This is a genomic window from Bradyrhizobium agreste (genome assembly GCF_016031625.1).
GTDB classification, from domain to species: Bacteria; Pseudomonadota; Alphaproteobacteria; order Rhizobiales; family Xanthobacteraceae; genus Bradyrhizobium; species Bradyrhizobium agreste.
In genome coordinates, this window is record NZ_JACCHP010000013.1 from 12,418 (window position 1) to 35,365 (window position 22,948).

Sequence of the window (22,948 nt, forward strand, 5' to 3'; positions counted from 1 at the left end):
CGACCGCAGGAGCAACCTCTGGTATTAGAGATCAAGATCGGCAATCGATGCAAGCGCAAACAAGCGGCACCAAACGAGGGACCGTCACTTCGGCGTTGTCGGCGCCTCCAAGCTGCGACTGTAGCGTGACATCGCGAAACAGAAGAGAAAGTAGATCGCGGCAACGAAGATGTAGACTTCGACGGAAAATTGCTGCCAAGCGGGATCGATGATCGCGGTTTTGGCCGTCGTCAGCAGGTCGAAAATGCCGATGATCAGCACCAGGCTGGTGTCCTTGAAGAAGGCGATGAAGGTGTTGACCAACGGTGGAATGACGTGGCGGATCGCCTGCGGCAGGATGATCAGCCGGTGCTTGCGCCAGTAGGACAGGCCGAGCGCGTCGGCGGCTTCATATTGCCCGCGCGGCACGGCTTGAAGCCCGCCGCGGATCACTTCGGCGAGGTAGGCGCCGGCGAACAGGATGATCGCGATCTGTGCGCGCAGCAGCTTGTCGATGTTGAATCCGGCCGGCATAAACAGCGGAAACATCACGCTGGCCATGAACAAGAGGCTCACCAGCGGCACGCCACGGATCAGCTCGACATAGAGCACGCTGAGCGAGCGGATCGCCGGCAGCTTCGAGCGCCGGCCGAGCGCGACCAGGATGCCGAGCGGAAAGCCGAAGGCGAGGCCGAACGTCGCCAGGATCAGCGTCACCGGCAAGCCGCCCCAGCGATCCTGAGAGACGAAGGCCAGGCCGAACAGGCCGCCCCACATCAGCACGCTGATCAGCGCCAGCGCGCCGATCCAGAGATAGACCAGCTCGCGTCGCCACAGCGCGCGGCGGGTCGAGACGTAGTACAGCGCGATGAACAGCACGACCGACAGCGCCGGCCGCCACTGCTCGTCGAACGGGTAGGTGCCGAACAGGATGAAGCGGTACTTTTCGGGGATGATGGCCCAGCAGGCGCCGAGGCCGCGCGCGGCGCGACAGGCGCTGGAATCGTTGGTGGGCGTCAGCCAGACCGCGTTCGCGATGCCCCATTGCACGAAGCTGAAAATGCCCTTGGTGAGCAGCATCAGCAGCACGACCGTGATGATCCCATTCGGGATCGAGGAGAACAGGTTCTTGCGCAGCCAGTGCAGCACCGGATTGCCTATCTGCGGTCGGCGAGCGGCGCGGGGGGCATCGGGGATGTCCGTGATCGCGGTCATGATCAGCGCTCCACCAGCGCGATGCGCGCATTGTACCAGTTCATGAAGAAGCTGATCGAAAGGCTGATGGTCAGGAACACCGCCATGATCAGCGCGATCGCCTCGATGGCCTGTCCGGTCTGATTCAGCGTGGTGTTGGCGATCGAGACCACGTCCTGGTAGCCGATCGCGACCGCGAGCGAGGAGTTCTTGGTAAGGTTGAGATACTGGCTCGTCATCGGCGGCACGATGACGCGCAGCGCTTGCGGCAGGATGATCTGCCGCAGCATGAAGCTGCGACGCAGGCCGAGTGCGTTGGCGGCATCCCATTGCCCGCGCGGCACCGACTGTATGCCGCTGCGCACGATCTCGGCGATGAAGGCCGAGGTGTAGGTCACCAGTGCGATCAGCAGCGCGAAATATTCCGGCGCGAGCGTCATCCCGCCGACGAAGTTGAAGCCGCGCAGCTGCGGCCACTCGATGGTCCAGGACACGCCGAGCACCAGCGAGACCGCCACCGGCACCACGATGATAAGGCCGAGCGCAAACGGCCAGGCCGGCCGCGGCTTGCCGTCGCGCATCTGCTGCGCGACCAGCCATCGCCGGACGAGGTAGAACAGCGCGCAGCCCAGCACCGCGGTGCCGAGCACCGCGAGCTGCCGCGGGCCGAACGGGATCGCCGGCAGGATCAGGCCGCGATTGGACAGGAACACACCCTCGACGGGCCGCCACGCGGCGCGTGCGGCCGGCAGCGCCTGCATCAGCACGTACCAGAACAGCAGCTGGAGCAGCAGCGGGATGTCGCGGAGCGTTTCGACATAGACCGCGGCAAGCCGCGACAGCAACCAATTGGCCGACAGGCGCGAGATGCCGACCAGCGTGCCCAGGATCGTCGCGAGCACGATTCCGATCACCGCGACGCGCAAGGTGTTGGCGACGCCGACGACGAAGGCCCAGAGATAACTATCCCTCGGATTATAGGCGAGCAGACTGTCGGCGATCGGCATGCCGGCCTCGCGGCCGAGAAAGGCGAAGCCGGTGGTGATGCGGCGGGCCGAGAGATTGGTGACGGTGTTGGACCAGAGGAAGGCGATCACTGCGACCGCGATTCCGACCACCAGGACCTGCCAGAACAGGCCCTTCAATTCGTTGCGCCCGAGCGCGAAGAGGCGGCGGCGCGGCGGCGGCCTGGGACGATCGGCGGTCACAGCACAAAAATCCTTCCTCAAATGCAGCGATTTCCGGCGGCGCACGTCAACTGTTGCACCAAACTTCATTTCATGCAACAAATGTTTCATGGTCGTATCAGCGAAATCCTCGCCCCTGAGCGAACTGCGCATCGCATTGCCATCGCTCCCCCTGCGCTTGCAGGAGGTCGGCCGTTTCGTCGCTGCCAATGATTACGACGCCACCACGCGCTCGATGCGCGATCTCGCGGCGGAAGCCGGCGCCGATCCAGCCGCGTTCACGCGGCTTGCGAAGGCGATCGGCTATTCCGGCTGGGACGAGCTGCGTGCGGCGCTGACCGAGGCGCGGCGGCCGTCGCAGACCGCGCCCTTCTCCGGTCGCACAAGAGGCCGACGCCACGGGCCGAACGCCGATGTTGCGCTCGTCATCGACAAGCTCGAGGCTGAGGCCGCCGGCCTTCCGCGCATCCCGGCACAGCCGATCGCGGAAGCGGCGCACGCGCTGCACGACGCCAAGCGGATCTGGATCGCGGGCTATCGCAGCTGCCGCAGCGTCGCGGAGCTCCTGAACTACGAGCTGCGCCTGTTTCGGCCCGAACAGGTGCAGCTCGTCGGCACGTCCGGGCCTGACGACCTCGATCTCGGTGCGTTCCAGCCCGGCGAAGCCGTCGTCGTCATCGGCTTCCTGCCGTACACCCATGCCAGCGTCCGCGTCGCGCAGGCCGCTCATCGCAGCGGCGCCACGCTGATCGCGATTGCGGACAGCCTGTCGGCACCGATGGCCGAGGGTGCCAACCATGTGCTGCTGTTCGAAGCAGCATCCTCGCCCGGCTTTTTCCCCAGTCTCACGGGCGCGATCGCGATCGCGCAGTCGCTCGCGGCGGTCACGTTCTCGCTCGGCGGCGCCGCAGCAAAGAAACGTCTGGAAAATACCGAGGCGCGGCTCACCGCTGCCTCCACCTACGTCCCGGAGAAAGGTTGACCCATGAGCACTCGCACCAGCCGCGTGCTGCATCGCTCGCTGCGCGAAACGCCGCCCAAGGCGGTCGGCGGCGAGGGCGTTTATCTCTTCGCCGAGGACGGCCGCCGCATCATCGATGCCTCCGGCGGAGCGGCGGTCTCCTGCCTTGGCCACCAGCACCCGCGCGTGATCGCGGCGATGGCCAAGCAGGCCGCGACGCTGGCCTATGCCCACACCGCCTTCTTCTCTTCCGAGCCGGCCGAAGCGCTGGCCGAGCGGCTGGTCGGGCATGAGCCCGGCGGCCTCGCCTACGCCTATTTCGTCAGCGGCGGATCGGAGGCGATCGAAGCCAGCATCAAGCTGGCGCGGCAATATTTCATCGAGCGCGGCGAGCCGCAGCGGCAGCATTTCATCGCGCGGCGGCAGAGTTATCACGGCAACACGCTCGGCGCGCTCGCCGCCGGCGGCAACGCCTGGCGTCGCGCGCCCTACGCGCCGCTGCTGTCGACCGCTTTCAGCCACGTCACGCCGGCGTTCGCCTATCACGAGAAGCGCGAGGGCGATTCGGATGGGCAGTTCGTTGCGCGCCTCGCCGCCGAGCTCGAGGCCGAGTTCCAGCGGCTCGGCCCGGACACCGTCGCGGCGTTCCTCGCCGAGCCCGTCGTCGGCGCCACCGCCGGCGCCGTGACCGCCCCCGACGGCTACTTCAAAGCGATGCGCGAGATCTGTGACCGTCACGGCGCGCTGCTGATTCTCGACGAGGTCATGTGTGGCATGGGCCGCACCGGCACGACCCATGCGTGGGAGCAGGAAGGTGTCGCCCCCGACATCCAGGCGATCGCAAAGGGGCTCGGCGGCGGCTATCAGCCGATCGGTGCGATGCTGGCAAGCGGCAAGATCATCGACGCCATCCGCTCGGGCTCGGGCGCGTTCCAGCACGGCCACACCTATCTGGCACACCCCCTCGCCTGCGCCGCGGCGCTCGCGGTGCAGGATGTGATCCGCGAGGACGGTCTGCTCGACCGCGTGAAGGAGCGCGGCAAGCAGCTCGAGCAGCGCCTGACCGAACGCTTCGGCAATCACCGCCATGTCGGCGACATCAGGGGTCGCGGCCTGTTCTGGGCGATCGAGCTCGTCGCCGATCGCGCTAGCCGCGCTTCGTTCGATCCGGCGCTCAAGCTGCACCAGAAGATCAAGGCGGAGGCCTTTGCCGGCGGCCTCGGTTGCTATCCGGGCGGGGGCACCGTCGACGGCGTGCGCGGCGACCATGTGCTGCTGGCACCGCCCTATATCGCCTCAGCGGCCGAAATCGATCTGATCGTCGACAAGCTGGGCACGGCCGTCGACAACGTGTTGCGTAGTGTCAATCAGTGAGGGGAGAGTAGTATGAGGAACGTGGTTATCGCAACGGGACTGCTCGCGGCATCGACGGTGATCGCATCGGCGGCGACGCTCGATACTGTGAAGAGCCGCGGCACGCTGGTGTGCGGCGTCAGCGCCGGTTTTGCCGGCTTCTCGGCGCCGGACTCACAGGGCAATTACAAAGGTCTCGACGTCGACTATTGCCGCGCGCTGGCGGCCGGCGTGCTCGGCGATCCCACCAAGGTGCGCTACGTCTCGCTGACGGCCCAGAACCGCTTCACCGCCCTGCAATCGGGCGAGATCGACGTGCTCTATCGCAACTCGACGCAGACCTATCTGCGCGGCGTGACGCTGGGCCTGCGGCAGGGCCCGATCAACTTCTACGACGGCCAGGGTTTTGTCGTGAAGAAGGACCTCGGCGTCAAGGAGCTGAAGGACCTCAAGGGCGCCACCGTCTGCGTCGCGCAGGGCACCACGCACGAGGTCACGCTCGGCGATTACGGCCGCGCCAACGGTATCGACTGGAAGCCGCTGGTGTTCGACCGCATCGACACCATGTACCAGACCTTCTTCGGCGGCCGCTGCGATGCGATGACCCAGGACGCTTCCGCTCTCGCCGGCGCGGTGACCACGGCGGCGCCGAACGCGGCCGACTACATCGTGCTGCCGCAGACCATCAGCAAGGAGCCGCTCGGACCCTTCACCCGCAACGGCGACGAGGTCTGGAGCGACATCATCACCTGGCTGCATTACGGCCTGATCGAGGCCGAGGAGCTCGGCGTCACGCAAGCCAATGTCGAGGAGATGACGAAGTCGCAGACGCCCGCGATCCAGCGACTGCTGGGCGCCTCTGGCGACCTCGGTTCGCGGCTCGGACTCGACAACAAATGGCTGGTCACGGTGATCAAGGCCGGCGGCAATTACGGCGAGATTTTCGAGCGCAATGTCGGCAAGGCGAGCCCGCTCAAGCTCGACCGCGGCCTCAATGGTCTCTGGAGCAAGGGCGGCTTGATGTACGCCATTCCGTTCAAATAAATGTGCCCTGTGTCCCGGACGCGCTGCAGCGTGCAACGCTGCTGCGCAGAGCCGGAACCCAACAGCGACAATGGGCCCCGGACGCAGCGCAATACTGCGCATTGCGCTGCGTCCGGGGCACGAGACTTCCAGGTAGTCATCAATGACGACGCCCCCTCGCATCGCCCTGATCCACGCCCTTAAGCATTCCATCGCCCCGATCGAGGCGGCGTTTGCGCAGGCGTGGCCCGAGGCGCGGCTGATGAACCTGCTTGACGACAGCCTCTCGGCGGATCTCGCCCACGACGGGCAACTCAACAATGCCATGACCGACCGGTTCCTCGCGCTCGGCGATTACGCGGCGGCGACGGGAGCAGATGGAATCCTGTTCACCTGCTCCGCCTTCGGCCCGTGCATCGAAGCGGTTGCGCGCGCGCATGCGCCGATGCCGGTGCTCAAGCCGAACGAGGCCATGATCGAGAGAGCGGTGACCATGGGCCAGCGCATCGGCCTGCTCTCGACCTTTCCGCCGACGCTGGCGTCGATGCCTCCCGAGTTTCCCGCTGCGATCGAGGTCGTGCCGAAGCTTGCCGAAGGCGCGCTGGCCGCGCTCGACCGCGGCGACCGCGCCACGCATGACCGGCTGATCGCCGAAGCCTCGCGGAGCTTGCGCGATTGCGACGTCATCGCGCTGGCGCAATTCAGCATCGCCGCGACCGCGCCGCTGGTCGCCGCGGCCACCGGCCGCCCGGTCGTGACCACCCCGGACAGCGCGGTCGAGAAGCTGATGAGACTGCTGAAGGCGAAGCCCTAAGCGCCGGCCTTGGTCCGGCGCCGCGCATCCTTGATCGCGACCGCGAGCGCAGCCTTCGTCTCGTTGACGAAATCCTCGACCAGCTCCTCGCGCGTGGCGTGCGCCGCCTCGCCGGTGAACAGGCCTTGCTCGGCCAGCATCACCACGCCGTGCAGCGCCGCCCAGATCTTGAGTGCCTGCCGTTCGCGCAAATAGCCCACGGCGGGCGCTTCCAAAGCTTCGATGACGAGCGCAAACGTCTCCCGCGTCGCGGCGTGCAGCTCGCTGCCCTTGGCCGCGCAGGACACCGTGCGCGAGGCGAACATCAAGCGGTAGATGCCATTCCGGCGCAGACCGAACTCGAGCGTCGCCTGTGCGAGCCGCGAGAGCTTCGATTGCTTCGACGGCCTTGCCATCGCTTCGCGCAAGAGCGCCGAGAGCTGCCGGAATGCTGCCGCGGTGACGGCCGCGAGCAGCGCCTCGCGGTCGGCAAAATGCCGGTATGGCGCCGGCTGCGAAACGCCGAGCTTCTTGGCAAGCGCCTTGATGCTGATTGCTTCGGCGCCGCCCCGCTCTGCCTCTTGCAGCGCGGCCTCGATCAACGCATCGCGGAGATCGCCATGGTGGTAGGTCTTCTCGGGCTTGCGGGCTGGTCGTGAACGCATGTCGGGGGGAAGCCTATAAGTTTGCGCTTGACAGGGGAAGCCCGCCGCGAATGTAATAGCATATAACTTAAATAGAACCGAGATGAGGAAACGCGCCGCCTTCGGGCCCTCGCGCGCACGCGATCAAGGAAGCCGAATATGGCAGAGCGACTGAAGGTTCACGTCGATCCGGACAAATGCCAGGGCCATGCCCGCTGCAAGGCGCTCGCGCCGGAGCTTTTCGAGCTCGACGAATATGGCAACGCTCACGAAGCCGGCGACGGCACCGTTCCGGCGGGGCTCGAGGACAAGGCCTGGCTTGCGAAATCCAACTGCCCGGAAATCGCAATCGATGTGACCGAGGAATAGCGCGGCCGCTGCCGCCCTGCGTGCTTTCAGCCAGTTCGAGCCAAGGGATTCCATGCCATGTCCGACGTCGAGCAGCCCGCCGCCCATCCGCCCGTGACCGACTGGGTTCATGACTTCGACCACACCGATCCGCAATGGACCGAGGATCCGTTCCCGATCTGGGACGAGCTGCGAGCCGCAAGCCCCGTGGTGCACACGAAACGCTTTCTCGGCTGCTACCTGCCGACGACCTATGAGGCCGTGCGCGAGATCGCCAACGACACCGAGCACTTCTCCTCCCGCCGCATCATCGTCCGCGATGTGCGTCCCGAGATCACCAGGAACGCGGCGCCGCCGATCACCTCCGATCCGCCCGAGCACAAGCCGGCCAAGCAATTGCTGCTACCGCCCTTCACGCCGGACGCGATGAAGAAGCTCGAGCCGCGGGTCCGCGCCATCTGCAACGAGCTGATCGACGGCTTCATCTCCGAGGGCAAGGTCGATGCTGCCGCGCGCTACAGCAAGTACATCCCGGTCCGGGCCATCGCGCACATGCTCGGCATCCCCGAGAGCGACAGCGACCTTTTCATCAATTGGATCCACATGATCCTCGAGCTCGGCATCAAGGACGAGAGCAAGCTGCTCCAGGCCGTGCAGGAGATGACGGCTTATTTCGGCGGCCACATCGAAGCGCGCAAGAACAAGCCCACCGGCGACCTGATCTCCTACCTGATGAACGCGAGGGACAAGAACGGCAATCCGCTCGAGGACACCCACGTGCTGGGCTCGCTGCGCCTGCTGCTGATCGCCGGCATCGACACCACCTGGAGCGCGATCGGGTCCTCGCTCTGGCATCTTGCGAAGACGCCGGCCGACCGCGAGCGGCTGATCGCCGAGCCCGGGCTGATCCCGACTGCCGTCGAGGAGCTGCTGCGCGCCTATTCGCCGGTGACGATGGCGCGCGAGGTGGTGAAGGAGACCACGGTGTCAGGCTGTCCGGTCAAGCCAGGCAACATGGTGCTGCTGTCGTTTCCGGCCGCCAACCGCGACCCCAAGATGTTTCCGGACGCTGACAAAGTCGTGATCGACCGGCGCGAGAATCGCCACGCGGCCTTCGGCCTCGGCATCCACCGCTGCGTCGGTTCCAACCTCGCGCGCATGGAAATGCAGGTGGCGCTTGAGGAATGGCTGAAGCGGATTCCCGACTTCCGGCTCGATCCGGCAGGCACGGTGACCTGGTCGCAAGGCACGGTGCGCGGCCCACGCCAGTTGCCATTTTTGCTCGGAAAGGCGATGTAGGCCTCTCCAACACGAGACGGAGAAGCTGGACGGCCATGGCTGACGATAACGCGCCGCCCGACAGCAAGCTGACGCGCACCAAGGAGAAGTGGGCGCGCGAGGGCCGCTTTCTCACCGGCAAGATTACGCGGCCGGAGGATCAAAGGCTTCCACCCGGGCAGCACCTCACCAAGGACTGGCCGGTGCTCGATCTCGGGGTCACGCCGCCGGTCTCGCGCGAGCGCTGGCGGCTCGACGTCTATGGCGCGGTCGAGACCCCCGTGTTCTGGACCTTCGTCGAATTCGCCGCGCAGAAGCAGTCTCGGTTCACCTCGGACATCCATTGTGTCACGACCTGGTCGCGCTACGACAATGAATGGGAGGGACTCGCCACGCGCGATCTGCTCGCGGCCTGCCAGCCGCGCGAGGACGCCCGCTTCGTCGTGCTACATTCCTATGACGGCTACACCACCAACCTCGCGCTGGAGGATTTTGCCGCCGAGGACGCGTTGCTCGCCCACAGCTGGTCCGGCGAGCCGCTGACGGAGGAGCATGGCGGCCCGGTGCGGCTGGTCGTGCCGCACCTCTATTTCTGGAAAAGCGCGAAATGGCTCCAGGCCATCGAATTCCTGACCGAGGACGCGCCGGGCTTCTGGGAGGTCCGCGGCTATCATAACCGCGGCGATCCCTGGGCCGAGCAGCGCTATTCAGGCGATTAGGTTCGAGCAAGACGGGGGAAGCCCATGCCGACGGAACGCTTTCAATTCACCGGCGAAGGCGGCCATCAGCTCGCGGCCGCGCTGGAGCTGCCTGACGGCGAACCCGCGGCTTTCGCGCTGTTCGCCCATTGCTTCACTTGCGGCAAGGACACACTGGCGGCCAAGCGCATCTCGGTCGCGCTCGCCGCCAAGGGCATCGCGGTGCTGCGCTTCGACTTCACCGGGCTCGGCTCCAGCGGCGGCGACTTCGCCAATTCGACGTTCTCTTCCAACGTCGCCGATCTCGTCCGCGCCGCCGATCATCTGCGCAAGACCCGCAAGGCACCCTCGATCCTGATCGGCCACAGCCTCGGCGGGGCGGCGATCCTGGCCGCCGCCGGAAAGATTCCCGAGGCGAAGGCGGTGGTCACCATCGCGGCACCCTCGGATCCCGCCCACGTCACCGAGCTGTTCAGGGAGCATCTCGACCTTATCCGCGCGCAGGGCGAGGTCGAAGTCTCGCTCGCAGGACGGCCGTTCCGGATCAAGCGCGAATTCCTCGACGACATCGCCGAGCACGAGCTGATGAAAGACGTCACCGGCCTGCACAAGGCGCTGCTGGTGATGCATTCGCCCGTCGACGACACCGTCGGCATCGACAACGCGACGAAGCTCTTCGTTGCAGCAAGACACCCCAAGAGCTTCGTCTCGCTCGACCATGCCGATCATCTTCTGACCAAGCCTGCCGACGCGCTCTACGCCGCCGACGTGATCGTGGCCTGGGCCAGCCGTTACATCGATACGGCGACGCCGGCGAAGGCGATGGATCTGCCCGAGGAACCGCGGAAGGTCGTGGTGCAGGAGACCCGCAAGAGCAAGTTCAACCAGACCATCACCGTCGGCCCGCATCATTTGGTGGCGGATGAGCCGCTCGCGGCCGGCGGCGCCGATGCCGGACCCGGCCCGTACGATTTCCTGCTCGCCGGCTTAGGTGCCTGCACCTCCATGACCATGCGCCTCTATGCCGACCGCAAGTCGCTGCCGCTCGACCGCGTCACGGTGACGCTGAAGCATTCCAAGATCTACGCCAGGGATTGTGCGGAGTGCGAGACGCGCGAGGGCATGCTCGACCAGATCGAGCGCAACATCACCATCGACGGCGCCCTCGATGCCGAGCAGCGCAAGAAGCTGATGGAGATCGCCGACAAATGCCCGGTGCACCGCACGCTGACGTCGGAGATCCGCATCGTGACGAAGGCGATGGAGTGAAACGGTGCGCTAGAAGCATGATGCCATCGTCCGCAAGGCCGCGCTGATCTCGTTCTCGCGCCACGCCGCAAAGCCGAGCAGCAGGCCGTGATCGCGCGGCTTGCCGAGCGCCAGGCTGGATATCGCTCGCGTGACAACACCCGCCTCAACGAGCCGCGCTACCGCAGCCTGATCGGCGCGGCTGCGCTTGAGGCGGGCCACGAGCTGGATACCGCCCGAGGGCACCTCGACCGACAGCACCTCGCCGAGATGGCGCTCCAGCCCGGCGACGAGATGATCGCGCCGCGCGTGATAGAGCCGACGAACCCGGCGCAGATGCGCCAGAAAATGTCCGTCGGCGATGAACTCGGCGAGCGCCTCCTGGATGTGGCTGGAGGCGATGAGCCCGATATGCCGCTGTGCGATTTCCAAGGTACCGACGAGCGCCGGCGGCGCGACGAGATAGCCAAGCCTGATATCCGACGTCATCGCCTTCGAGAAGGTGCCGACATAGAACACGCGACCATAGGCGTCCAATCCCTGGAGCGCCGGCACCGGCCGGCTGTCATACTGGAATTCACCGTCGTAATCGTCCTCGACGATCCAGGTCTTTCCGGGCCGGCTTGCCCTGAGAAACTCGGTGCGGCGTGCCAGCGACATCAGCCGGCCGGTCGGATGCTGATGCGACGGCGTCATGAAGATGAGCCGCGGCGCGTCGCGGCCCGGCATCCGTTGCATGCCCTGCTCGTCCAGAGCGATACCCGTCGCGCGTGCGCCTGCGGCGCGGAAGGCAGCCGCGGCACCGGGATAACCTGGATCCTCGATCCAAACCTCGTCCCCGGGCGTGATCACGGCCGTCGCGATCAAGGTCAGCGCCGCCTGCGCGCTCGGCAGGATCAGGATCTGGTCCGCATCTGCGCGAACGCCTCTGCTGGTTGCGAGGTAGTGCGCCAGCGCCTCGCGCAAGCGCGGCCGGTTGACCGTTCCGAGCTCGCGCCTGGCTGCCCCGACCGCGCTGCGGCGCAGGCAGCGTCCCCAGATGTCGTTCGGAAATTCCCTGGCGTCGCCGTGGCCCGGACGCAACGGCTTGAATGGCGCCTGATAGGACATCGGCCAGTCGGTCTTCTGGAGCTTTGAGGCCCAGGAGGAGAGCCGCAGCCTGCCGGCGGTCGGACGCGATGCAGCTGTCCCTGCTGGATCGCTTCGCCCGGCACCATCAACGATGACGATGGGGCGCCGCCCGTGCGACGCTGCCAAATAGCCCTCCGCGACGAGCTGCTCGAACGCGTAGGTGACGGTGTTGCGGGAGACGCCGAGCTCGCTGGCGAGCCGGCGGCTCGAGGGCAGCGAGAGGCCCTTGCCGAGGCGACCGCTCGCAATCAGGCTGCGGAGCTGACCCGTCAGCTGCGTCGCCAGGCCCTCCCCGTCGGCCCGTTTCAGGTCGATCAGGCCTGCGATCATGCCTTCCAAAACTGGCACCTCTCTCTTCTCCAATCTGGCACTTTTCCAGGAGCCAGATGAGATGCTATCCGCCGGATCGGACCGCTTCAAGGATCTCCGAGATGAACTCCCTTTCGCCTCGCGCCGCCGTCGGCCTGTTTCTCATCGTCGTGCTGGCCTGGGGCGTGAACTGGTCGGTGACGAAGCAGCTCGTTCAGGTCCTGCCACCGCTATGGACGTCCGCAATCCGGAGCTGGATCGCGCTGTTTGGATTGTTCGCGATCCTTGGCCTCAGCAACAATCTGGTGATTCCGGGGCGCCGCGACATTCCTGTGGTCCTGAGCGTGGGACTGCTGCACATGACGCTGTTCTCGGTTCTGGTTGCGGCCGGTGTGCGCTTCCTACCGGCGAGCAAGGCAATCGTGCTCGGCCTACACCACGCCGCTCTGGGTCGCGATCGCCGCGCCCTTGCTGGGGAAGGATAGGCTGACCGCGCCAAAGCTCGCCGGCGCTCTGCTTGGGTTGATCGGTCTTGCCGCCATCTTGAATCCGTCCTCGATCGACTGGACCAACATCAACGTCCTCCTCGGAGCAGGTATGGTCATCCTGGCCGCGATCTCCTGGGCCGCTAACATCATCTATATCCGCGCGCATCGCTGGATCGCGTCCCCGCTCCAGCTCCTGCTCTGGCAGGTGCTCGTGGCCACGGCCGTGCTTACGACCCTGGCGATCATTATCGACGGGTTGCCGCGAATCGAGTGGTCATGGAGGCTTGTATTGCTCTTCCTGTACTCGGGCCTGATCGGGACGGCGCTGGCCTATTGGGCCATGTCGATGGTCAACAAGAGCATCTCGGCACTGACGACATCGCTCGGCACCACCGCGACGCCGCTCGTCGGCATCGCCAGTGCCGCGATCCTGCTGAGTGAGCCGATCGACGCGAGCCTCGCCGTCGCGGCCGGATTGATCGTCACCGGCATCGCGCTTGCGACGCTGGGCGATCGGCTATCGCGCAGTCAGGCCACCGCCAACGGCTGAACCCGCAGCGCGCCGCGCAGGCCCGCCGTCGTGCCGAGCAGGATGCCGGCAACCGCGACGAACGAGCCCAGCGCGAGCGTAGACACGCCGGTGAGCCCCTGCCCGATCGAGCAGCCGAACGCCATCACGCCGCCGATCCCCATCAGCGCGGCACCGGTGCCTGAGCGCAGCATGTGGCGCGGCGAGGAATAGCCTTCGAGCTTGAAGCGGCCTGTTGCGAGTGCCGTCGCCAGACTGCCGGCGAAGACGCCGGCCACCGTCGCGATGCCGAAATTGAGCGTCAGCCCGGTCGAGAGCATGGCATATTGCAGGCTGTCGGCGATCGGGGCAACGAACGTCAGGGAGGTCACGGGGACCGGATTGAAATCGTCGGTGCCGAGATAGCCGGTGACGTACCAGCCGCCGGCGACGAGGAGGCCCACGAGGATGCCCGCCAACATCTGGGCGGGCGAGCCGCGGAACGCCGGGTGCGCGAAAGCAAACAGGATCAACGCGACGACGATCGTCGCAGCGGCAAGCAAACGCGAAAACGATTCCGTGAAACCGAGCGTCGCCAGCAAAGACGGCAGCGAATTCGCGGCGACCGCGGTTTGCGTCGCCTGGACCAGCGCGATACGGCCCGGCGCGATCAAGCCCTTCAGCGTCATCTGCGCGGCGATCGCCAGCACGATCACGACCACGAAGGAGCGGAGATTGCCGCGGCCGAGCAGCACCAGCGCCCGCGAGCCGCAGCCGTTCGACAGCACCATGCCGTAGCCGAACAGCAGGCCGCCGAGAAACAGCACCGCCGGCGAAAACGACGGCTGCAGATAGATCGACTTGCCGAGATCGACCGTGCCGCTGCCGGCGAGGAGCTGGCTCGCGGCAATCGCAACCGAGATCGCCAGTGCATAGGTCCGCACCAGCCGTCCGTCCCCCTCTCCGAGAAACCCGCGCATGCTGCTCATCAGGCAGAAACCGCTGAGCAGGCCAACGGCGCCGTAGACGAGCCCGATGGCGAGGCCCGCGAGGATGACAAGTTGCGTGGATTCCATCGGTTGTTCTCAGACCTCTCGACGTTCTCCGTCATTGCGAGCGTAGCGAAACAATCCAGTCTGTCTCCGCGGATGCATTTTACGGATTGCTTCGCTGCGCTCGCAATGACGGCGTGTTACGGCTTCAGGATTACTCTATCGCGCGACGATCCGGCGACCGCAACATAGGCCTCCTTGGCGCGCTCGAACGGATAGATTGCATTCGCCTTGATCGGGAACGGCTTCAGATGGCCGCTCGCAAAACCCGGCCCGAGGTCGCGCAGGACGGCGCCCGTCGCGGCCGAGGACAGGCCCAGCGTGTCGATGCCGACATAGGTGTGCTGGCCCCGATAGAATTCGAGGATGTTGAACTGCACGATGCGGTCGATCGCGGCGATCAGGATCTGACGGCCGCGAAGCGCAAGCGACTTGTGCGCGGCCTGAAAATAGGGATCGCCGACCGTGTTGAAGACGATGTCGGCTCCCTTGCCGCCGGTCAATTCGCGCACGCGCGCGGCAACGTCGGTGGCGGAGGCGTCGATCACCTCGATGGCAGCGTTGGCGTGGCCTTCGTAAGCTTCCGCCTTGCGCACCACGCCGATCACGCGCGCGCCCTGCCAGGTCGCGATCTGCACCGCGGCCTGGCCGACCTTGCCGTTGACGCCGAACACCAGAACGGTCTCGCCGCTCTTCGGCAGGCCGGCGCGGCGAAAGCCTTCCATCGCGGTGACGAAGGGCACGCCGATGCCGGCGGCCTCCTCCCAGGACAGCGTCCTGGGCTTCTCCACGACGGCATCGGCTTCGACCACGAGATGGCTCGCGTGGGTCCCGTCACGACGGATGCCGAGATCGCCGGACGAGCCGAACACTTCGCGCCCTATCGTGCCCGCAGGCCCGTCGATCACAACGCCGGCATAGTCGCGGCCGGGGGTTCGCGGGAACACGGCATAGGGCATCAGGCCGGTCGCCGCCTTGACGTCGGAGGGATTGACCGCGGCAGCCTTTACCTCGATCAGGAGATCGTTCGGCCCGCATGCAAGCATCTGCCGCTCAATTGTCGGTGCAAGCGCAGCGGCATTTTCAGCTTTGGCGTTGAGGCGCACACAGCGTGCTTCGACCGTTTTGGCATCGGCTGGCGACATCGAAAGACCCGCGATTTCTCGCGGGCCTTGTCGCCTCTGGAGCCCATGGAGTCAATCCGCCCAGTCAGTCCTTGGGCCGCTTGTCATAGAGCCGCTTGGCCTTGCCGAGCGAGCGTTCCAGCGTCGCGGGCGCAACCACCTGCACCCTGGAGCTGACGCCGATCGTGTTCTTGATGTGGGTCGCAATCTGGTCGGCATGATCGACGAGCCCGCGGCCGTCCCAGCTCTCGGGGCGCGCCTCGGCGATGATGGTGAGCTCGTCCATGCGGCCCTCGCGGGTGAGTTCCAGGATGAAGTGGCCGCCGCACCAGTCGGTCGCGAGCAGGACCTCCTCGATCTGGGTCGGGAACAGGTTGACGCCGCGCAGGATGATCATGTCGTCCGAACGCCCGGTCACCTTCTCCATGCGCCGCATGCCCGGCCGTGCCGTGCCCGGCAGCAGCCGCGTCAGGTCGCGGGTGCGATAGCGGATCACCGGAAAGGCTTCCTTGGTGAGCGAGGTGAAGACCAGCTCGCCCTTCTCGCCGTCCGGCAGCACCGCGCCGGTCTCGGGGTCGATCACCTCGGGATAGAAGTGGTCCTCCCAGATGTGCAGGCCGTCCTTGGTCTCGATGCACTCCTGCGCCACGCCGGGACCGATCACCTCGGACAGGCCGTAGATATCGGTGGCGTCCATGTCGAAAGCGTCCTCGATCTCGGTGCGCATCGCGTTGGTCCAGGGCTCGGCGCCGAAAATGCCGATCTTGAGCGAGCACTGGCGCGGATCCAGCTTCTGGCGCTTGAACTCGTCGAGGATCGCCAGCATGTAGCTCGGCGTCACCGTGATGATGTCGGGCCGGAAATCGTTGATGAGCTGCACCTGCCGCTCGGTCATGCCCCCGGAAATCGGCACCACCGTGCAGCCGAGTTTTTCGGCGCCGTAGTGCACGCCGAGACCGCCGGTGAAGAGGCCGTAGCCATACGCATTGTGGATGATCATGCCGTTGCGGCCGCCGGCGGCGCGGATCGAGCGCGCCATCACCTCGGACCAGGTGTCGATGTCGCGCTTGGTATAGCCGACCACGATCGGCTTGCCGGTCGTGCCCGATGAGGCATGCACCCGCACCAGCTTCTCGCGCGGCACGGCGAACATGTTGAAGGGATAATTGTCGCGCAGGTCCGTCTTCACCGTGAACGGAAACTTGGCGAGATCGGAGAGCTCGCGAAAATCCGACGGGTGCACGCCCGCTTTGTCGAAGACTTTACGGTAATGCGCGACATTGTCGTAGGCGTGCTTCAGCGACCAGGCCAGCCGCTGCTTCTGCAGCGCCATGATCTCGTCGCGCGAGGCGCGCTCATGCGCGTCCATCTCGGCGCTATAGGTGTTGCCACCATCCTTGAGCCTCGTGAGAGCCATCCTCGTTTCCCCACATTGTTTGTTCTTCTTTGTTTGGTCTTATTGATCTTGCGCCGGCAGCCATTTGCCGGGAATGACGCGCGAATGTCCGCGGAATTCCGCGATGACGACCTCGCCCACCGTGACACGCACGTCGTAAATGCCGGAGCGGCCGACGCGGGTGATCTCCCGCGCCTTGGCGATGAGACGATCGCCAAGCTTGCCCGGCTTGATGAAAGTGATCTGGCCCTGCGCCGCCACGACGCGCTCGTTGTGCGAGTTGCAGGCGAACGCGAAGGCGGAATCGGCGAGCGTGAAGATGAAGCCGCCATGAGCGATGCGCTGGCCGTTGACCATGTCCGGCCGCACCATCATCGCGAGCGTCGCAAAGCCCGGGCCGATCTCGACGAGCTCCATGCCGAGACCCTTGGACGCATCGTCCTCGGCCCACATCGCCTCGGCGCAGGCGCGGGCGATATCATCAGGTGACAGGGCGGCTTTGACGTTCACGCGCTTCTCCCGGCCAGATGTTTGCTCATGATGTTGTTCTGGTTGGCTCACACTGTCAAATAATGCGACGCATTTGCATTCCCGAGCCGCAGAACGCCTGATCAGACATGATCATAATCGACCACGACCCGCTCCGTAGACGGCTTGGCCTGGCAGGTGAGAACAAAACCGGCCTTGAGCTCCCACGGTTCCAGCGAATAGTTGATGTCCATCGGCGCCTCGCCCTCGACCAGTTTTGCGCGGCAGGTCGAGCACATGCCGCCCTTGCAGGCAAAGGGCAGATCGACCCCGGCGCGCAGGGCGGCATCGAGGATGGCCTCGTCCTCGGCGACGGGCACGTCGCGGCGCTTGCCGTCGATGATCAGCGAGGCGATCGCCTTCGGCGGCGCGTCGGGCGCAACCGCCTTTTTCGGCCGCGGCTTGCCGCCGAACTCGGAGACGAAGCGCTCGACATGGATGCGCTCGTCGGCGATGCCGAGATCGCGGCAGGTCGCCTCGATCTCCTCGCTCATGCCAAGAGGACCGCAGATGAAGACGTGATCGACGCTTGGCGCCGGCACCAGGGCGCGGAGCAGCACCCTCACCTTGTCGCCGTCGAGCCGGCCATGCAGGATCGGGATGTCCTGCTCCTCGCCGGAGAGCACGAAGAAGATCGAAAGACGATCGATGAAGCGGTCCTTCAGCTCCTCGAGCGCTTCGAGGAACATGATGCTGTCGGTGGTGCGGTTGCCGTAGAACAGAAAGAAGCGGCTGCCCGGCTCGCGCGCGAGCACGCCCTTGACGATCGACAGGATCGGCGTGATGCCGGAGCCGGCGGCGAAGCCGACATGAACGCGCGCACGATCTGCCGGCGGGACCAGACCGAAGCGGCCGGTCGGCGTCATCACGTCGAGCTCGTCGCCGCATTTGAGATCTTCGGCGGCCCAGCTCGAAAACGCGCCGCCATCGACCTTCTTGACGGCGATACGGATCTCGCCGTCGTCGGGGCCGGAGCAGATCGAATAGGAGCGGCGGACCTCTTCGCCGTCGAGCGTGGCGCGCAGCGTCAGGTACTGGCCGGGCGTGAAGGCGTAATCGCTGGCGAGTTCGTTGGGAATCGCGAAGGTCATCGAGACGGCGTCGGGCGCCTCGCGGCGGAGATCGCTGACGGCGAGGCGATGGAAGCGCGGTGCGGCTGCGGACATGGTCAATGACACTTGAAATAGTCGAAAGGTTCGCGGCAGGCCTTGCAGCGCCAGAGCGCCTTGCAGGAGGTCGAGCCGAATTCGGACAGCAGCTCGGTGTTGTCCGAGCCGCATTGCGGGCATGCTACCGCCTGCGCGCCGAACAGGGCGCGTCGCGAGTTTGAAGCTTGCGGCGGTGCGATGCCGTAGGCGCGCAGCTTCTTGCGGCCCTCCTCTGTCATCCAGTCCGTGGTCCAGGCCGGCGACAGCACGGTTCTTACTCTCGGATGTTGGAAACCGGCGCGCTCCAGCGCGAACTCGATTTCCAGCGCGATCATGTTCATGGCCGGACAGCCCGAATAGGTCGGTGTGATCGCGACCTCGACATGATCGCCGTCGAGAACGACCTCGCGCAGCACGCCGAGATCGGCGATGGTCAAGACCGGAATCTCCGGATCGACCACGCTCGCCGCGGCATCCCAGGCGCGCTGCCGCAAATCGCCGTCGCGGTCGAGCACCGTCACCATGTCAGCCCCGGAAAAGTCCGCTGCATCGATTGCAGCTCCGACAGGAGGTGGCCGAGATGCTCGCTGTGACGGCCGGATCGGCCGCCCTGCTGCATCCACTCGTTCTGCGGCAGTGCGAGCGTTGCTTCGCGGGTGACATCTGTGATCGTCGTCAGCCAGCGCCCGCGCAAGCTTCCGGGATCGACGGCAATGCCGGCATCGATCAGCCCGCGTTCGCTGTCGTCGACGGCAAACATCTCGCCGGTAAAGGCCCAGAGATTTTCGATCGCTCCTTGCGCGCGTCGGTGGCTCTCCTCGGTGCCGTCGCCGAGCCGGATGACCCATTCCGAGGCATGGCGCAGATGGTAGGCGCTCTCCTTCTCCGATTTCGCCGCAATCGCCGCCAGCGTCGCATCGCGCGACTTCATCATCGCACGCCAATAGAGATCGGCGAAGGCGGAATAGAAGAATTGCCGCACCAAGGTCTGGGCAAAATCGCCGTTGGGCTGCTCGACCAGCAGCAGGTTGCGGTACTGCCGCACGTCGCGCAAGTAAGCGAGCTTGTCCTCGTCGTTATCCCTGCCTTCGACCTTGGCGGCAAAGGTGTAGAGCTCCCGTGCCTGACCGATGAGGTCGAGCGCGATGTTGGAGAGCGCCATGTCCTCTTCCAGCAGCGGCGCGTGCCCGCACCATTCCGACAGCCGGTGACCGAGGATCAGCGCATCGTCGGCGCGTCGCAGCGCGTAGAGCACCAGCGGCGTTTCGGAGACCTGGATGTTGGCGCAAGACATCACATCAATCCCAATCACATGTGCCCCACTTCTTCCGGCACCTCGTAGAACGTCGGGTGCCGGTAGATCTTGGATTCCGCCGGCTCGAACATCATGCCCTTCTCGGCGGGATCGCTCGCGGTGATCGCGCTCGAGGGCACGACCCAGATCGACAGGCCCTCGCCGCGGCGGGTGTAGATGTCGCGGGCGGCCTGCAGCGCCATGGTCGCGTCGCTCGCATGGAGCGAGCCGACATGCTTGTGCGCGAGCCCGTTACGGCTGCGAATGAAGACCTCCCAGAGCGGCGTGTTCGGCGTGGCCATATCGTTCTCCTATTCGGCAGCCTGGGCGGTCTGACGCTGGGCGCGCTTGGCGGCATAGCTAGCTGCCGCCTCGCGCACCCAGGCGCCCTCCTCGTGCGCCTTGCGGCGCGCGGCCATGCGGTCGCGATTACAGGGGCCGTTGCCGGCGAGCACCTGCTTGAATTCGGCCCAGTCGATCTCGCTGTAGCGCCAGTGCCCGTCGGCGTCCTGCGTCATGCCGGGATCGGGAATGGTGAGACCGAGATATTGCGCCTGCGGCACGGTGGCATCGACGAACTTCTGGCGCAGCTCGTCATTGGAGAAGCGCTTGATCTTCCACTTCGTCGAGGTGTCGCTGTGCTGGCTGGTCGCGTCCGGCGGACCGAACATCATCAGCACCGGCCACCACCAGCGGTTCAGCGCGTCCTGCGCCATCGCCTTCTGCTCCTCCGAGCCGCGGCACAGCGTCACCATGATCTCGTAGCCCTGACGCTGGTGAAAGGACTCCTCCTTGCAGACGCGGATCATCGCACGGGCATAGGGGCCGTAGGAGCAGCGGCACAACGGGATCTGATTCATGATCGCGGCGCCGTCGACCAGCCAGCCGATCGTGCCGATGTCCGCCCAGGTCAGCGTCGGATAGTTGAAGATCGAGGAGTACTTTGCTTTCCCCGCGAGCATGGCGTCGACCAGTTCCTCGCGCGAGGAGCCGAGCGTCTCGGCCGCGGCGTAGAGATAGAGCCCATGGCCGCATTCATCCTGCACCTTGGCGAGCAGCGCGGCCTTGCGGCGCAAGGTCGGCGCGCGCGTAATCCAGTTGCCTTCGGGCAGCATGCCGACGATTTCGGAATGGGCATGTTGGGAGATCTGGCGGGTGAGCGTCTTGCGGTAGGCCGCCGGCATCCAGTCGTTCGGCTCGATGCGCTCCTCGGCATCGATGCGGGCCTGGAATTGTGCAGCTTTGCCTGCATCCTCCAGATCGCGATCAGCGGTCTCGGCCGTGTTCAGCGCCTGGGTGTACATGCGCGTCCTCCCGTTTAGTGGGAGAGAATATATAACAAGATTTACGTCATGCAAGATATTTCTGTAACATATCGTCAGGCGCCGAACCGCCGTTCCAGCAGCTTTCGCGCTGGCGGCAACGGCCCTTTTTCATTGGTTCCATGGCTGTCGAGCCATTGTTCCGACGCCGCGAGCAGCGCGCGATAGATCTCGCCGCAGAGTTCGCGGGCGGCCCTGCCCGGCCAATCCGGCGGCAGCAGGCTCTCGGGCAGCAGCGGATCGCGGAGCACGACGCGGCGGTAATGGTGGATCAAGAGGATGCGCGCGGTGAAGGCGTCGGCCTCGGACAAACCGGTGCCGCGCGCGATCGCGGCGCGCAGCGGCTCGAACGTCTTCATGAACTTCAGATAGGCGTCCGCGGTCCGATCGAGCGGCCAGCTCGCACTGAGCAGGCGGCGGCCGCTGTCGTCTTCCGCCGAGACTTCGAGGCGGATCGCGCCCGCCGCCTCATCCGGCACCGGCACGCCCGATGGCGCGACCCACACGCCCGGCAGCGGGCTACCGAAGCCGGCATTGCGCAGCGCTTCGCGCGAAGCGTCGCGGTCCTCGCCATTGCCGATCAGCAGCAGCTCGAAGCGCCCGGTCCAATCCGATGGCGGGGGATCGTAGATGTGGCGCGTCGCGGCCTCGAAGGTCTGGCGGCCCTTGTCGGCCAGGCGATAGAAACTGTTGCGGCCGACCTTCTCGCGCGTCAGCCAGCCGTCGGCCGCAAGCCGCGACATCGCGGTGCGCACCACGCCGCTGTCGATATCCAGGCTCTCGAAGAATTCCAAGAGCGTGCCGAGCCACACCGAGCCACCACGCGGCACGATGGCGTCGCCGAACACGGTGATGACAATGGAGCCGGTGCGCGAGGGCTCGCGCTTGAGCTGGTCGATGATGCGGGAGAGCGGATGCGCCATGCGTCAGGCTTAGCGCGTTTGGTGCAGGCGCGACAATGGAGGGGAGCGATGCGGCTGCTCTCCCTCTCCCCGTTCTTACGGGGAGAGGGTCGCGGTGAGGGGCTGTATCCGCAAACTCGCTAGCAGAGAGACTCGCGGAAAGTCCCCCTCACCCGGATTGCATCTCCGATGCAATCCGGCCTCTCCCCGCAGGCGGGGAGAGGCAAGACATCACCGATGCGGATCGGGATACACCACGCTCCGCCAGCCGCTGCGATCGAACGGGCGCCACTGGCCTTCCTTCTGCGCAAGGCGATCGGCGACGGCATAGACGGCGGCGGGATGATGGCCCATGCCGCAATGGCTGCTTTCGACCTCGATGCTCTCGGTCTGTGCGCCGGACTTCTCCATGCAGCCCTGCCAGGCGCAGACGCCGTCGGTGCGGCTGAAGATGGCGGTGGTCGGCACCGGCGGCGGCACGGCGAGCTCGCCGCCAAAGCGCGGATCGACCTCGTCAGCCTTGCGCCCGCTCGCCCATTCGTAGACGCGCCAGGCGTTGGTCGAGCGCGGATCGCCGGCGAAGGGGCTGCCGAGCGTGATCACCTGGCGCACGCGCTCCGGCATCATCTTGGCGAGCTGACGCGCATAGAGGCCACCTAAGCTCCAGCCGACCAGGCTGATCTTGCGGCCGTGCGTGTCGCTGAGCTCCTGGACCAGATCGACCATGGCGTCCTGAACGCCCTCGCGCAGACCGTAGTTGCGCCCCTGACGCCAGCCGCTGACCGCATAACCCTTGCTGGCCAGAAACGCGCGCAGCGCACGTGTCGAGACATCGGAAGCCACGAGGCCGGGCAGCACCAGCACCGGATGCCCATCGCCGCGCGGCGCAAGGCTCAACAGCGGCAGCGCGCCGAGGAATGCGCCGAACTCGTGGATCGCTCGCCCCTCCAGAAACATCAAGGTGCGGGACGGCGGGCGCAGCGTCTGGGCAGTTGCGGTCATCAATGTTTCCCCTGGGAAGAATTCCTGGAAAGGCCGCC

25 protein-coding genes are annotated in these 22,948 nt (G+C 65.8%); 10 read left to right on the top strand and 15 right to left on the bottom strand.

Going from position 1 to position 22,948, the window contains the following annotated elements; translation table 11 throughout:
* Positions 1–84 precede the first annotated feature (84 nt).
* Positions 85–1,194 (bottom strand): amino acid ABC transporter permease, encoded by a 1,110-nt coding sequence (locus HZZ13_RS20270; RefSeq protein WP_197961308.1) that lies wholly within the window; start codon positions 1,192–1,194, stop codon positions 85–87.
* 2 nt (positions 1,195–1,196) lie between these two features.
* Positions 1,197–2,381 carry an amino acid ABC transporter permease gene (locus HZZ13_RS20275; protein WP_197961309.1) on the bottom strand — a complete coding sequence of 395 codons (1,185 nt, stop codon included), beginning with the start codon at positions 2,379–2,381 and terminating at the stop codon, positions 1,197–1,199.
* Between the two features lie 88 nt (positions 2,382–2,469).
* On the opposite strand from HZZ13_RS20275, the gene HZZ13_RS20280 reads away from it, so the two are divergent.
* The 4 genes from HZZ13_RS20280 (at position 2,470) to HZZ13_RS20295 (ending at position 6,511) form a co-directional block, all read left to right on the top strand.
* Entirely contained in the window at positions 2,470–3,342 is an 873-nt protein-coding gene (locus tag HZZ13_RS20280) for a MurR/RpiR family transcriptional regulator (RefSeq protein ID WP_197961310.1), read from the top strand.
* Between the two features lie 3 nt (positions 3,343–3,345).
* Positions 3,346–4,695, top strand: a complete 1,350-nt coding sequence (locus HZZ13_RS20285; protein WP_197961311.1) for an aspartate aminotransferase family protein — start codon at positions 3,346–3,348, stop codon at positions 4,693–4,695.
* A gap of 12 nt (positions 4,696–4,707) precedes the next feature.
* A complete protein-coding gene (locus HZZ13_RS20290; protein ID WP_197961312.1) occupies positions 4,708–5,718 on the top strand; it encodes an amino acid ABC transporter substrate-binding protein in 1,011 nt (336 codons plus the stop codon).
* A 142-nt stretch (positions 5,719–5,860) separates the two neighbouring features.
* Complete coding sequence (locus HZZ13_RS20295; protein WP_197961313.1) at positions 5,861–6,511, top strand: aspartate/glutamate racemase family protein; 651 nt, start codon at positions 5,861–5,863, stop codon at positions 6,509–6,511.
* Here HZZ13_RS20295 and HZZ13_RS20300 read toward each other — a convergent pair.
* A complete protein-coding gene (locus HZZ13_RS20300) occupies positions 6,508–7,155 on the bottom strand; it encodes a TetR/AcrR family transcriptional regulator (protein ID WP_197961314.1) in 648 nt (215 codons plus the stop codon). The two genes, HZZ13_RS20295 and HZZ13_RS20300, sit on opposite strands and share 4 nt — an antisense overlap.
* Positions 7,156–7,293: 138 nt before the next feature.
* Between HZZ13_RS20300 and HZZ13_RS20305 the strand changes: the two genes are divergently transcribed.
* From HZZ13_RS20305 to HZZ13_RS20320, 4 genes are read left to right on the top strand one after another with little or no spacing between them, the layout of a single operon-like run.
* Positions 7,294–7,503: a ferredoxin gene (locus HZZ13_RS20305; protein ID WP_197961315.1), complete on the top strand. Its 210-nt coding sequence runs from the start codon at positions 7,294–7,296 to the stop codon at positions 7,501–7,503.
* Positions 7,504–7,560: 57 nt separating this feature from the next.
* Positions 7,561–8,781 carry a cytochrome P450 gene (locus HZZ13_RS20310; protein WP_197961316.1) on the top strand — a complete coding sequence of 407 codons (1,221 nt, stop codon included), beginning with the start codon at positions 7,561–7,563 and terminating at the stop codon, positions 8,779–8,781.
* A gap of 35 nt (positions 8,782–8,816) precedes the next feature.
* Complete coding sequence (locus HZZ13_RS20315) at positions 8,817–9,479, top strand: sulfite oxidase-like oxidoreductase (RefSeq protein WP_197961317.1); 663 nt, start codon at positions 8,817–8,819, stop codon at positions 9,477–9,479.
* A 24-nt stretch (positions 9,480–9,503) separates the two neighbouring features.
* Positions 9,504–10,727, top strand: a complete 1,224-nt coding sequence (locus tag HZZ13_RS20320; RefSeq protein WP_197961318.1) for a bifunctional alpha/beta hydrolase/OsmC family protein — start codon at positions 9,504–9,506, stop codon at positions 10,725–10,727.
* A gap of 9 nt (positions 10,728–10,736) precedes the next feature.
* On the opposite strand, the gene pdxR is transcribed toward HZZ13_RS20320, so the two are convergent.
* Positions 10,737–12,167 (bottom strand): MocR-like pyridoxine biosynthesis transcription factor PdxR, encoded by a 1,431-nt coding sequence (pdxR, locus tag HZZ13_RS20325; protein ID WP_197961448.1) that lies wholly within the window; start codon positions 12,165–12,167, stop codon positions 10,737–10,739.
* A 101-nt stretch (positions 12,168–12,268) separates the two neighbouring features.
* Here pdxR and HZZ13_RS36865 point away from each other — a divergent pair, with 101 nt between their 5' ends.
* Together HZZ13_RS36865 and HZZ13_RS36870 are read left to right on the top strand one after the other, a co-directional pair.
* Complete coding sequence (locus HZZ13_RS36865; RefSeq protein WP_246504502.1) at positions 12,269–12,631, top strand: EamA family transporter; 363 nt, start codon at positions 12,269–12,271, stop codon at positions 12,629–12,631.
* On the top strand, positions 12,615–13,184 hold the full coding sequence (locus HZZ13_RS36870) for a DMT family transporter (protein ID WP_246504503.1): 570 nt from the start codon (positions 12,615–12,617) through the stop codon (positions 13,182–13,184). Before HZZ13_RS36865 ends, HZZ13_RS36870 begins: the two co-directional genes overlap by 17 nt.
* Here HZZ13_RS36870 and HZZ13_RS20335 read toward each other — a convergent pair.
* The 11 genes from HZZ13_RS20335 to HZZ13_RS20385 all read right to left on the bottom strand — a co-directional run bounded on the left by HZZ13_RS20335 (position 13,163) and on the right by HZZ13_RS20385 (position 22,910).
* Positions 13,163–14,218 (bottom strand): YeeE/YedE family protein, encoded by a 1,056-nt coding sequence (locus tag HZZ13_RS20335; protein WP_197961319.1) that lies wholly within the window; start codon positions 14,216–14,218, stop codon positions 13,163–13,165. The two genes, HZZ13_RS36870 and HZZ13_RS20335, sit on opposite strands and share 22 nt — an antisense overlap.
* Positions 14,219–14,334: 116 nt before the next feature.
* The gene (locus tag HZZ13_RS20340; RefSeq protein ID WP_197961320.1) at positions 14,335–15,339 is read right to left on the bottom strand and encodes a quinone oxidoreductase family protein; all 1,005 of its coding nucleotides are present in this window, start codon (positions 15,337–15,339) and stop codon (positions 14,335–14,337) included.
* A gap of 64 nt (positions 15,340–15,403) precedes the next feature.
* Positions 15,404–16,735 carry a phenylacetate--CoA ligase PaaK gene (gene paaK / locus HZZ13_RS20345; protein ID WP_197961321.1) on the bottom strand — a complete coding sequence of 444 codons (1,332 nt, stop codon included), beginning with the start codon at positions 16,733–16,735 and terminating at the stop codon, positions 15,404–15,406.
* 39 nt (positions 16,736–16,774) lie between these two features.
* Positions 16,775–17,224 carry a hydroxyphenylacetyl-CoA thioesterase PaaI gene (gene paaI, locus HZZ13_RS20350; protein WP_197961322.1) on the bottom strand — a complete coding sequence of 150 codons (450 nt, stop codon included), beginning with the start codon at positions 17,222–17,224 and terminating at the stop codon, positions 16,775–16,777.
* Between the two features lie 101 nt (positions 17,225–17,325).
* Positions 17,326–18,408, bottom strand: coding sequence for a 1,2-phenylacetyl-CoA epoxidase subunit PaaE (gene paaE, locus HZZ13_RS20355; RefSeq protein WP_197961323.1), 1,083 nt, complete (start codon positions 18,406–18,408; stop codon positions 17,326–17,328).
* Positions 18,409–18,410: 2 nt separating this feature from the next.
* Positions 18,411–18,914, bottom strand: a complete 504-nt coding sequence (gene paaD / locus HZZ13_RS20360) for a 1,2-phenylacetyl-CoA epoxidase subunit PaaD (RefSeq protein ID WP_197961324.1) — start codon at positions 18,912–18,914, stop codon at positions 18,411–18,413.
* On the bottom strand, positions 18,908–19,684 hold the full coding sequence (gene paaC, locus HZZ13_RS20365; protein ID WP_197961325.1) for a 1,2-phenylacetyl-CoA epoxidase subunit PaaC: 777 nt from the start codon (positions 19,682–19,684) through the stop codon (positions 18,908–18,910). Before paaC ends, paaD begins: the two co-directional genes overlap by 7 nt.
* A gap of 14 nt (positions 19,685–19,698) precedes the next feature.
* A complete protein-coding gene (gene paaB / locus HZZ13_RS20370; RefSeq protein ID WP_015687593.1) occupies positions 19,699–19,986 on the bottom strand; it encodes a 1,2-phenylacetyl-CoA epoxidase subunit PaaB in 288 nt (95 codons plus the stop codon).
* Between the two features lie 9 nt (positions 19,987–19,995).
* Positions 19,996–20,988, bottom strand: a complete 993-nt coding sequence (gene paaA / locus HZZ13_RS20375) for a 1,2-phenylacetyl-CoA epoxidase subunit PaaA (protein WP_197961326.1) — start codon at positions 20,986–20,988, stop codon at positions 19,996–19,998.
* Positions 20,989–21,062: 74 nt separating this feature from the next.
* The gene (paaX, locus tag HZZ13_RS20380) at positions 21,063–21,929 is read right to left on the bottom strand and encodes a phenylacetic acid degradation operon negative regulatory protein PaaX (RefSeq protein WP_197961327.1); all 867 of its coding nucleotides are present in this window, start codon (positions 21,927–21,929) and stop codon (positions 21,063–21,065) included.
* Between the two features lie 210 nt (positions 21,930–22,139).
* Complete coding sequence (locus HZZ13_RS20385) at positions 22,140–22,910, bottom strand: esterase/lipase family protein (protein WP_197961328.1); 771 nt, start codon at positions 22,908–22,910, stop codon at positions 22,140–22,142.
* Positions 22,911–22,948 lie beyond the last annotated feature (38 nt).

What these genes read in the sequence shown, in the direction of transcription:
- HZZ13_RS20270 (WP_197961308.1), bottom strand. Translation starts at nt 1,194, where the DNA reads ATGACCGCGATCACGGACATCCCCGATGCCCCCCGCGCCGCTCGCCGA.
- HZZ13_RS20280 (WP_197961310.1), top strand. Translation starts at nt 2,470, where the DNA reads ATGGTCGTATCAGCGAAATCCTCGCCCCTGAGCGAACTGCGCATCGCA.
- HZZ13_RS20285 (WP_197961311.1), top strand. Translation starts at nt 3,346, where the DNA reads ATGAGCACTCGCACCAGCCGCGTGCTGCATCGCTCGCTGCGCGAAACG.
- HZZ13_RS20290 (WP_197961312.1), top strand. Translation starts at nt 4,708, where the DNA reads ATGAGGAACGTGGTTATCGCAACGGGACTGCTCGCGGCATCGACGGTG.
- HZZ13_RS20295 (WP_197961313.1), top strand. Translation starts at nt 5,861, where the DNA reads ATGACGACGCCCCCTCGCATCGCCCTGATCCACGCCCTTAAGCATTCC.
- HZZ13_RS20300 (WP_197961314.1), bottom strand. Translation starts at nt 7,155, where the DNA reads ATGCGTTCACGACCAGCCCGCAAGCCCGAGAAGACCTACCACCATGGC.
- HZZ13_RS20305 (WP_197961315.1), top strand. Translation starts at nt 7,294, where the DNA reads ATGGCAGAGCGACTGAAGGTTCACGTCGATCCGGACAAATGCCAGGGC.
- HZZ13_RS20310 (WP_197961316.1), top strand. Translation starts at nt 7,561, where the DNA reads ATGTCCGACGTCGAGCAGCCCGCCGCCCATCCGCCCGTGACCGACTGG.
- HZZ13_RS20315 (WP_197961317.1), top strand. Translation starts at nt 8,817, where the DNA reads ATGGCTGACGATAACGCGCCGCCCGACAGCAAGCTGACGCGCACCAAG.
- HZZ13_RS20320 (WP_197961318.1), top strand. Translation starts at nt 9,504, where the DNA reads ATGCCGACGGAACGCTTTCAATTCACCGGCGAAGGCGGCCATCAGCTC.
- pdxR (WP_197961448.1), bottom strand. Translation starts at nt 12,167, where the DNA reads ATGATCGCAGGCCTGATCGACCTGAAACGGGCCGACGGGGAGGGCCTG.
- HZZ13_RS36865 (WP_246504502.1), top strand. Translation starts at nt 12,269, where the DNA reads ATGAACTCCCTTTCGCCTCGCGCCGCCGTCGGCCTGTTTCTCATCGTC.
- HZZ13_RS20335 (WP_197961319.1), bottom strand. Translation starts at nt 14,218, where the DNA reads ATGGAATCCACGCAACTTGTCATCCTCGCGGGCCTCGCCATCGGGCTC.
- HZZ13_RS20340 (WP_197961320.1), bottom strand. Translation starts at nt 15,339, where the DNA reads ATGTCGCCAGCCGATGCCAAAACGGTCGAAGCACGCTGTGTGCGCCTC.
- paaK (WP_197961321.1), bottom strand. Translation starts at nt 16,735, where the DNA reads ATGGCTCTCACGAGGCTCAAGGATGGTGGCAACACCTATAGCGCCGAG.
- paaE (WP_197961323.1), bottom strand. Translation starts at nt 18,408, where the DNA reads ATGTCCGCAGCCGCACCGCGCTTCCATCGCCTCGCCGTCAGCGATCTC.
- paaD (WP_197961324.1), bottom strand. Translation starts at nt 18,914, where the DNA reads ATGGTGACGGTGCTCGACCGCGACGGCGATTTGCGGCAGCGCGCCTGG.
- paaC (WP_197961325.1), bottom strand. Translation starts at nt 19,684, where the DNA reads ATGTCTTGCGCCAACATCCAGGTCTCCGAAACGCCGCTGGTGCTCTAC.
- paaB (WP_015687593.1), bottom strand. Translation starts at nt 19,986, where the DNA reads ATGGCCACGCCGAACACGCCGCTCTGGGAGGTCTTCATTCGCAGCCGT.
- paaA (WP_197961326.1), bottom strand. Translation starts at nt 20,988, where the DNA reads ATGTACACCCAGGCGCTGAACACGGCCGAGACCGCTGATCGCGATCTG.
- paaX (WP_197961327.1), bottom strand. Translation starts at nt 21,929, where the DNA reads ATGGCGCATCCGCTCTCCCGCATCATCGACCAGCTCAAGCGCGAGCCC.
- HZZ13_RS20385 (WP_197961328.1), bottom strand. Translation starts at nt 22,910, where the DNA reads ATGACCGCAACTGCCCAGACGCTGCGCCCGCCGTCCCGCACCTTGATG.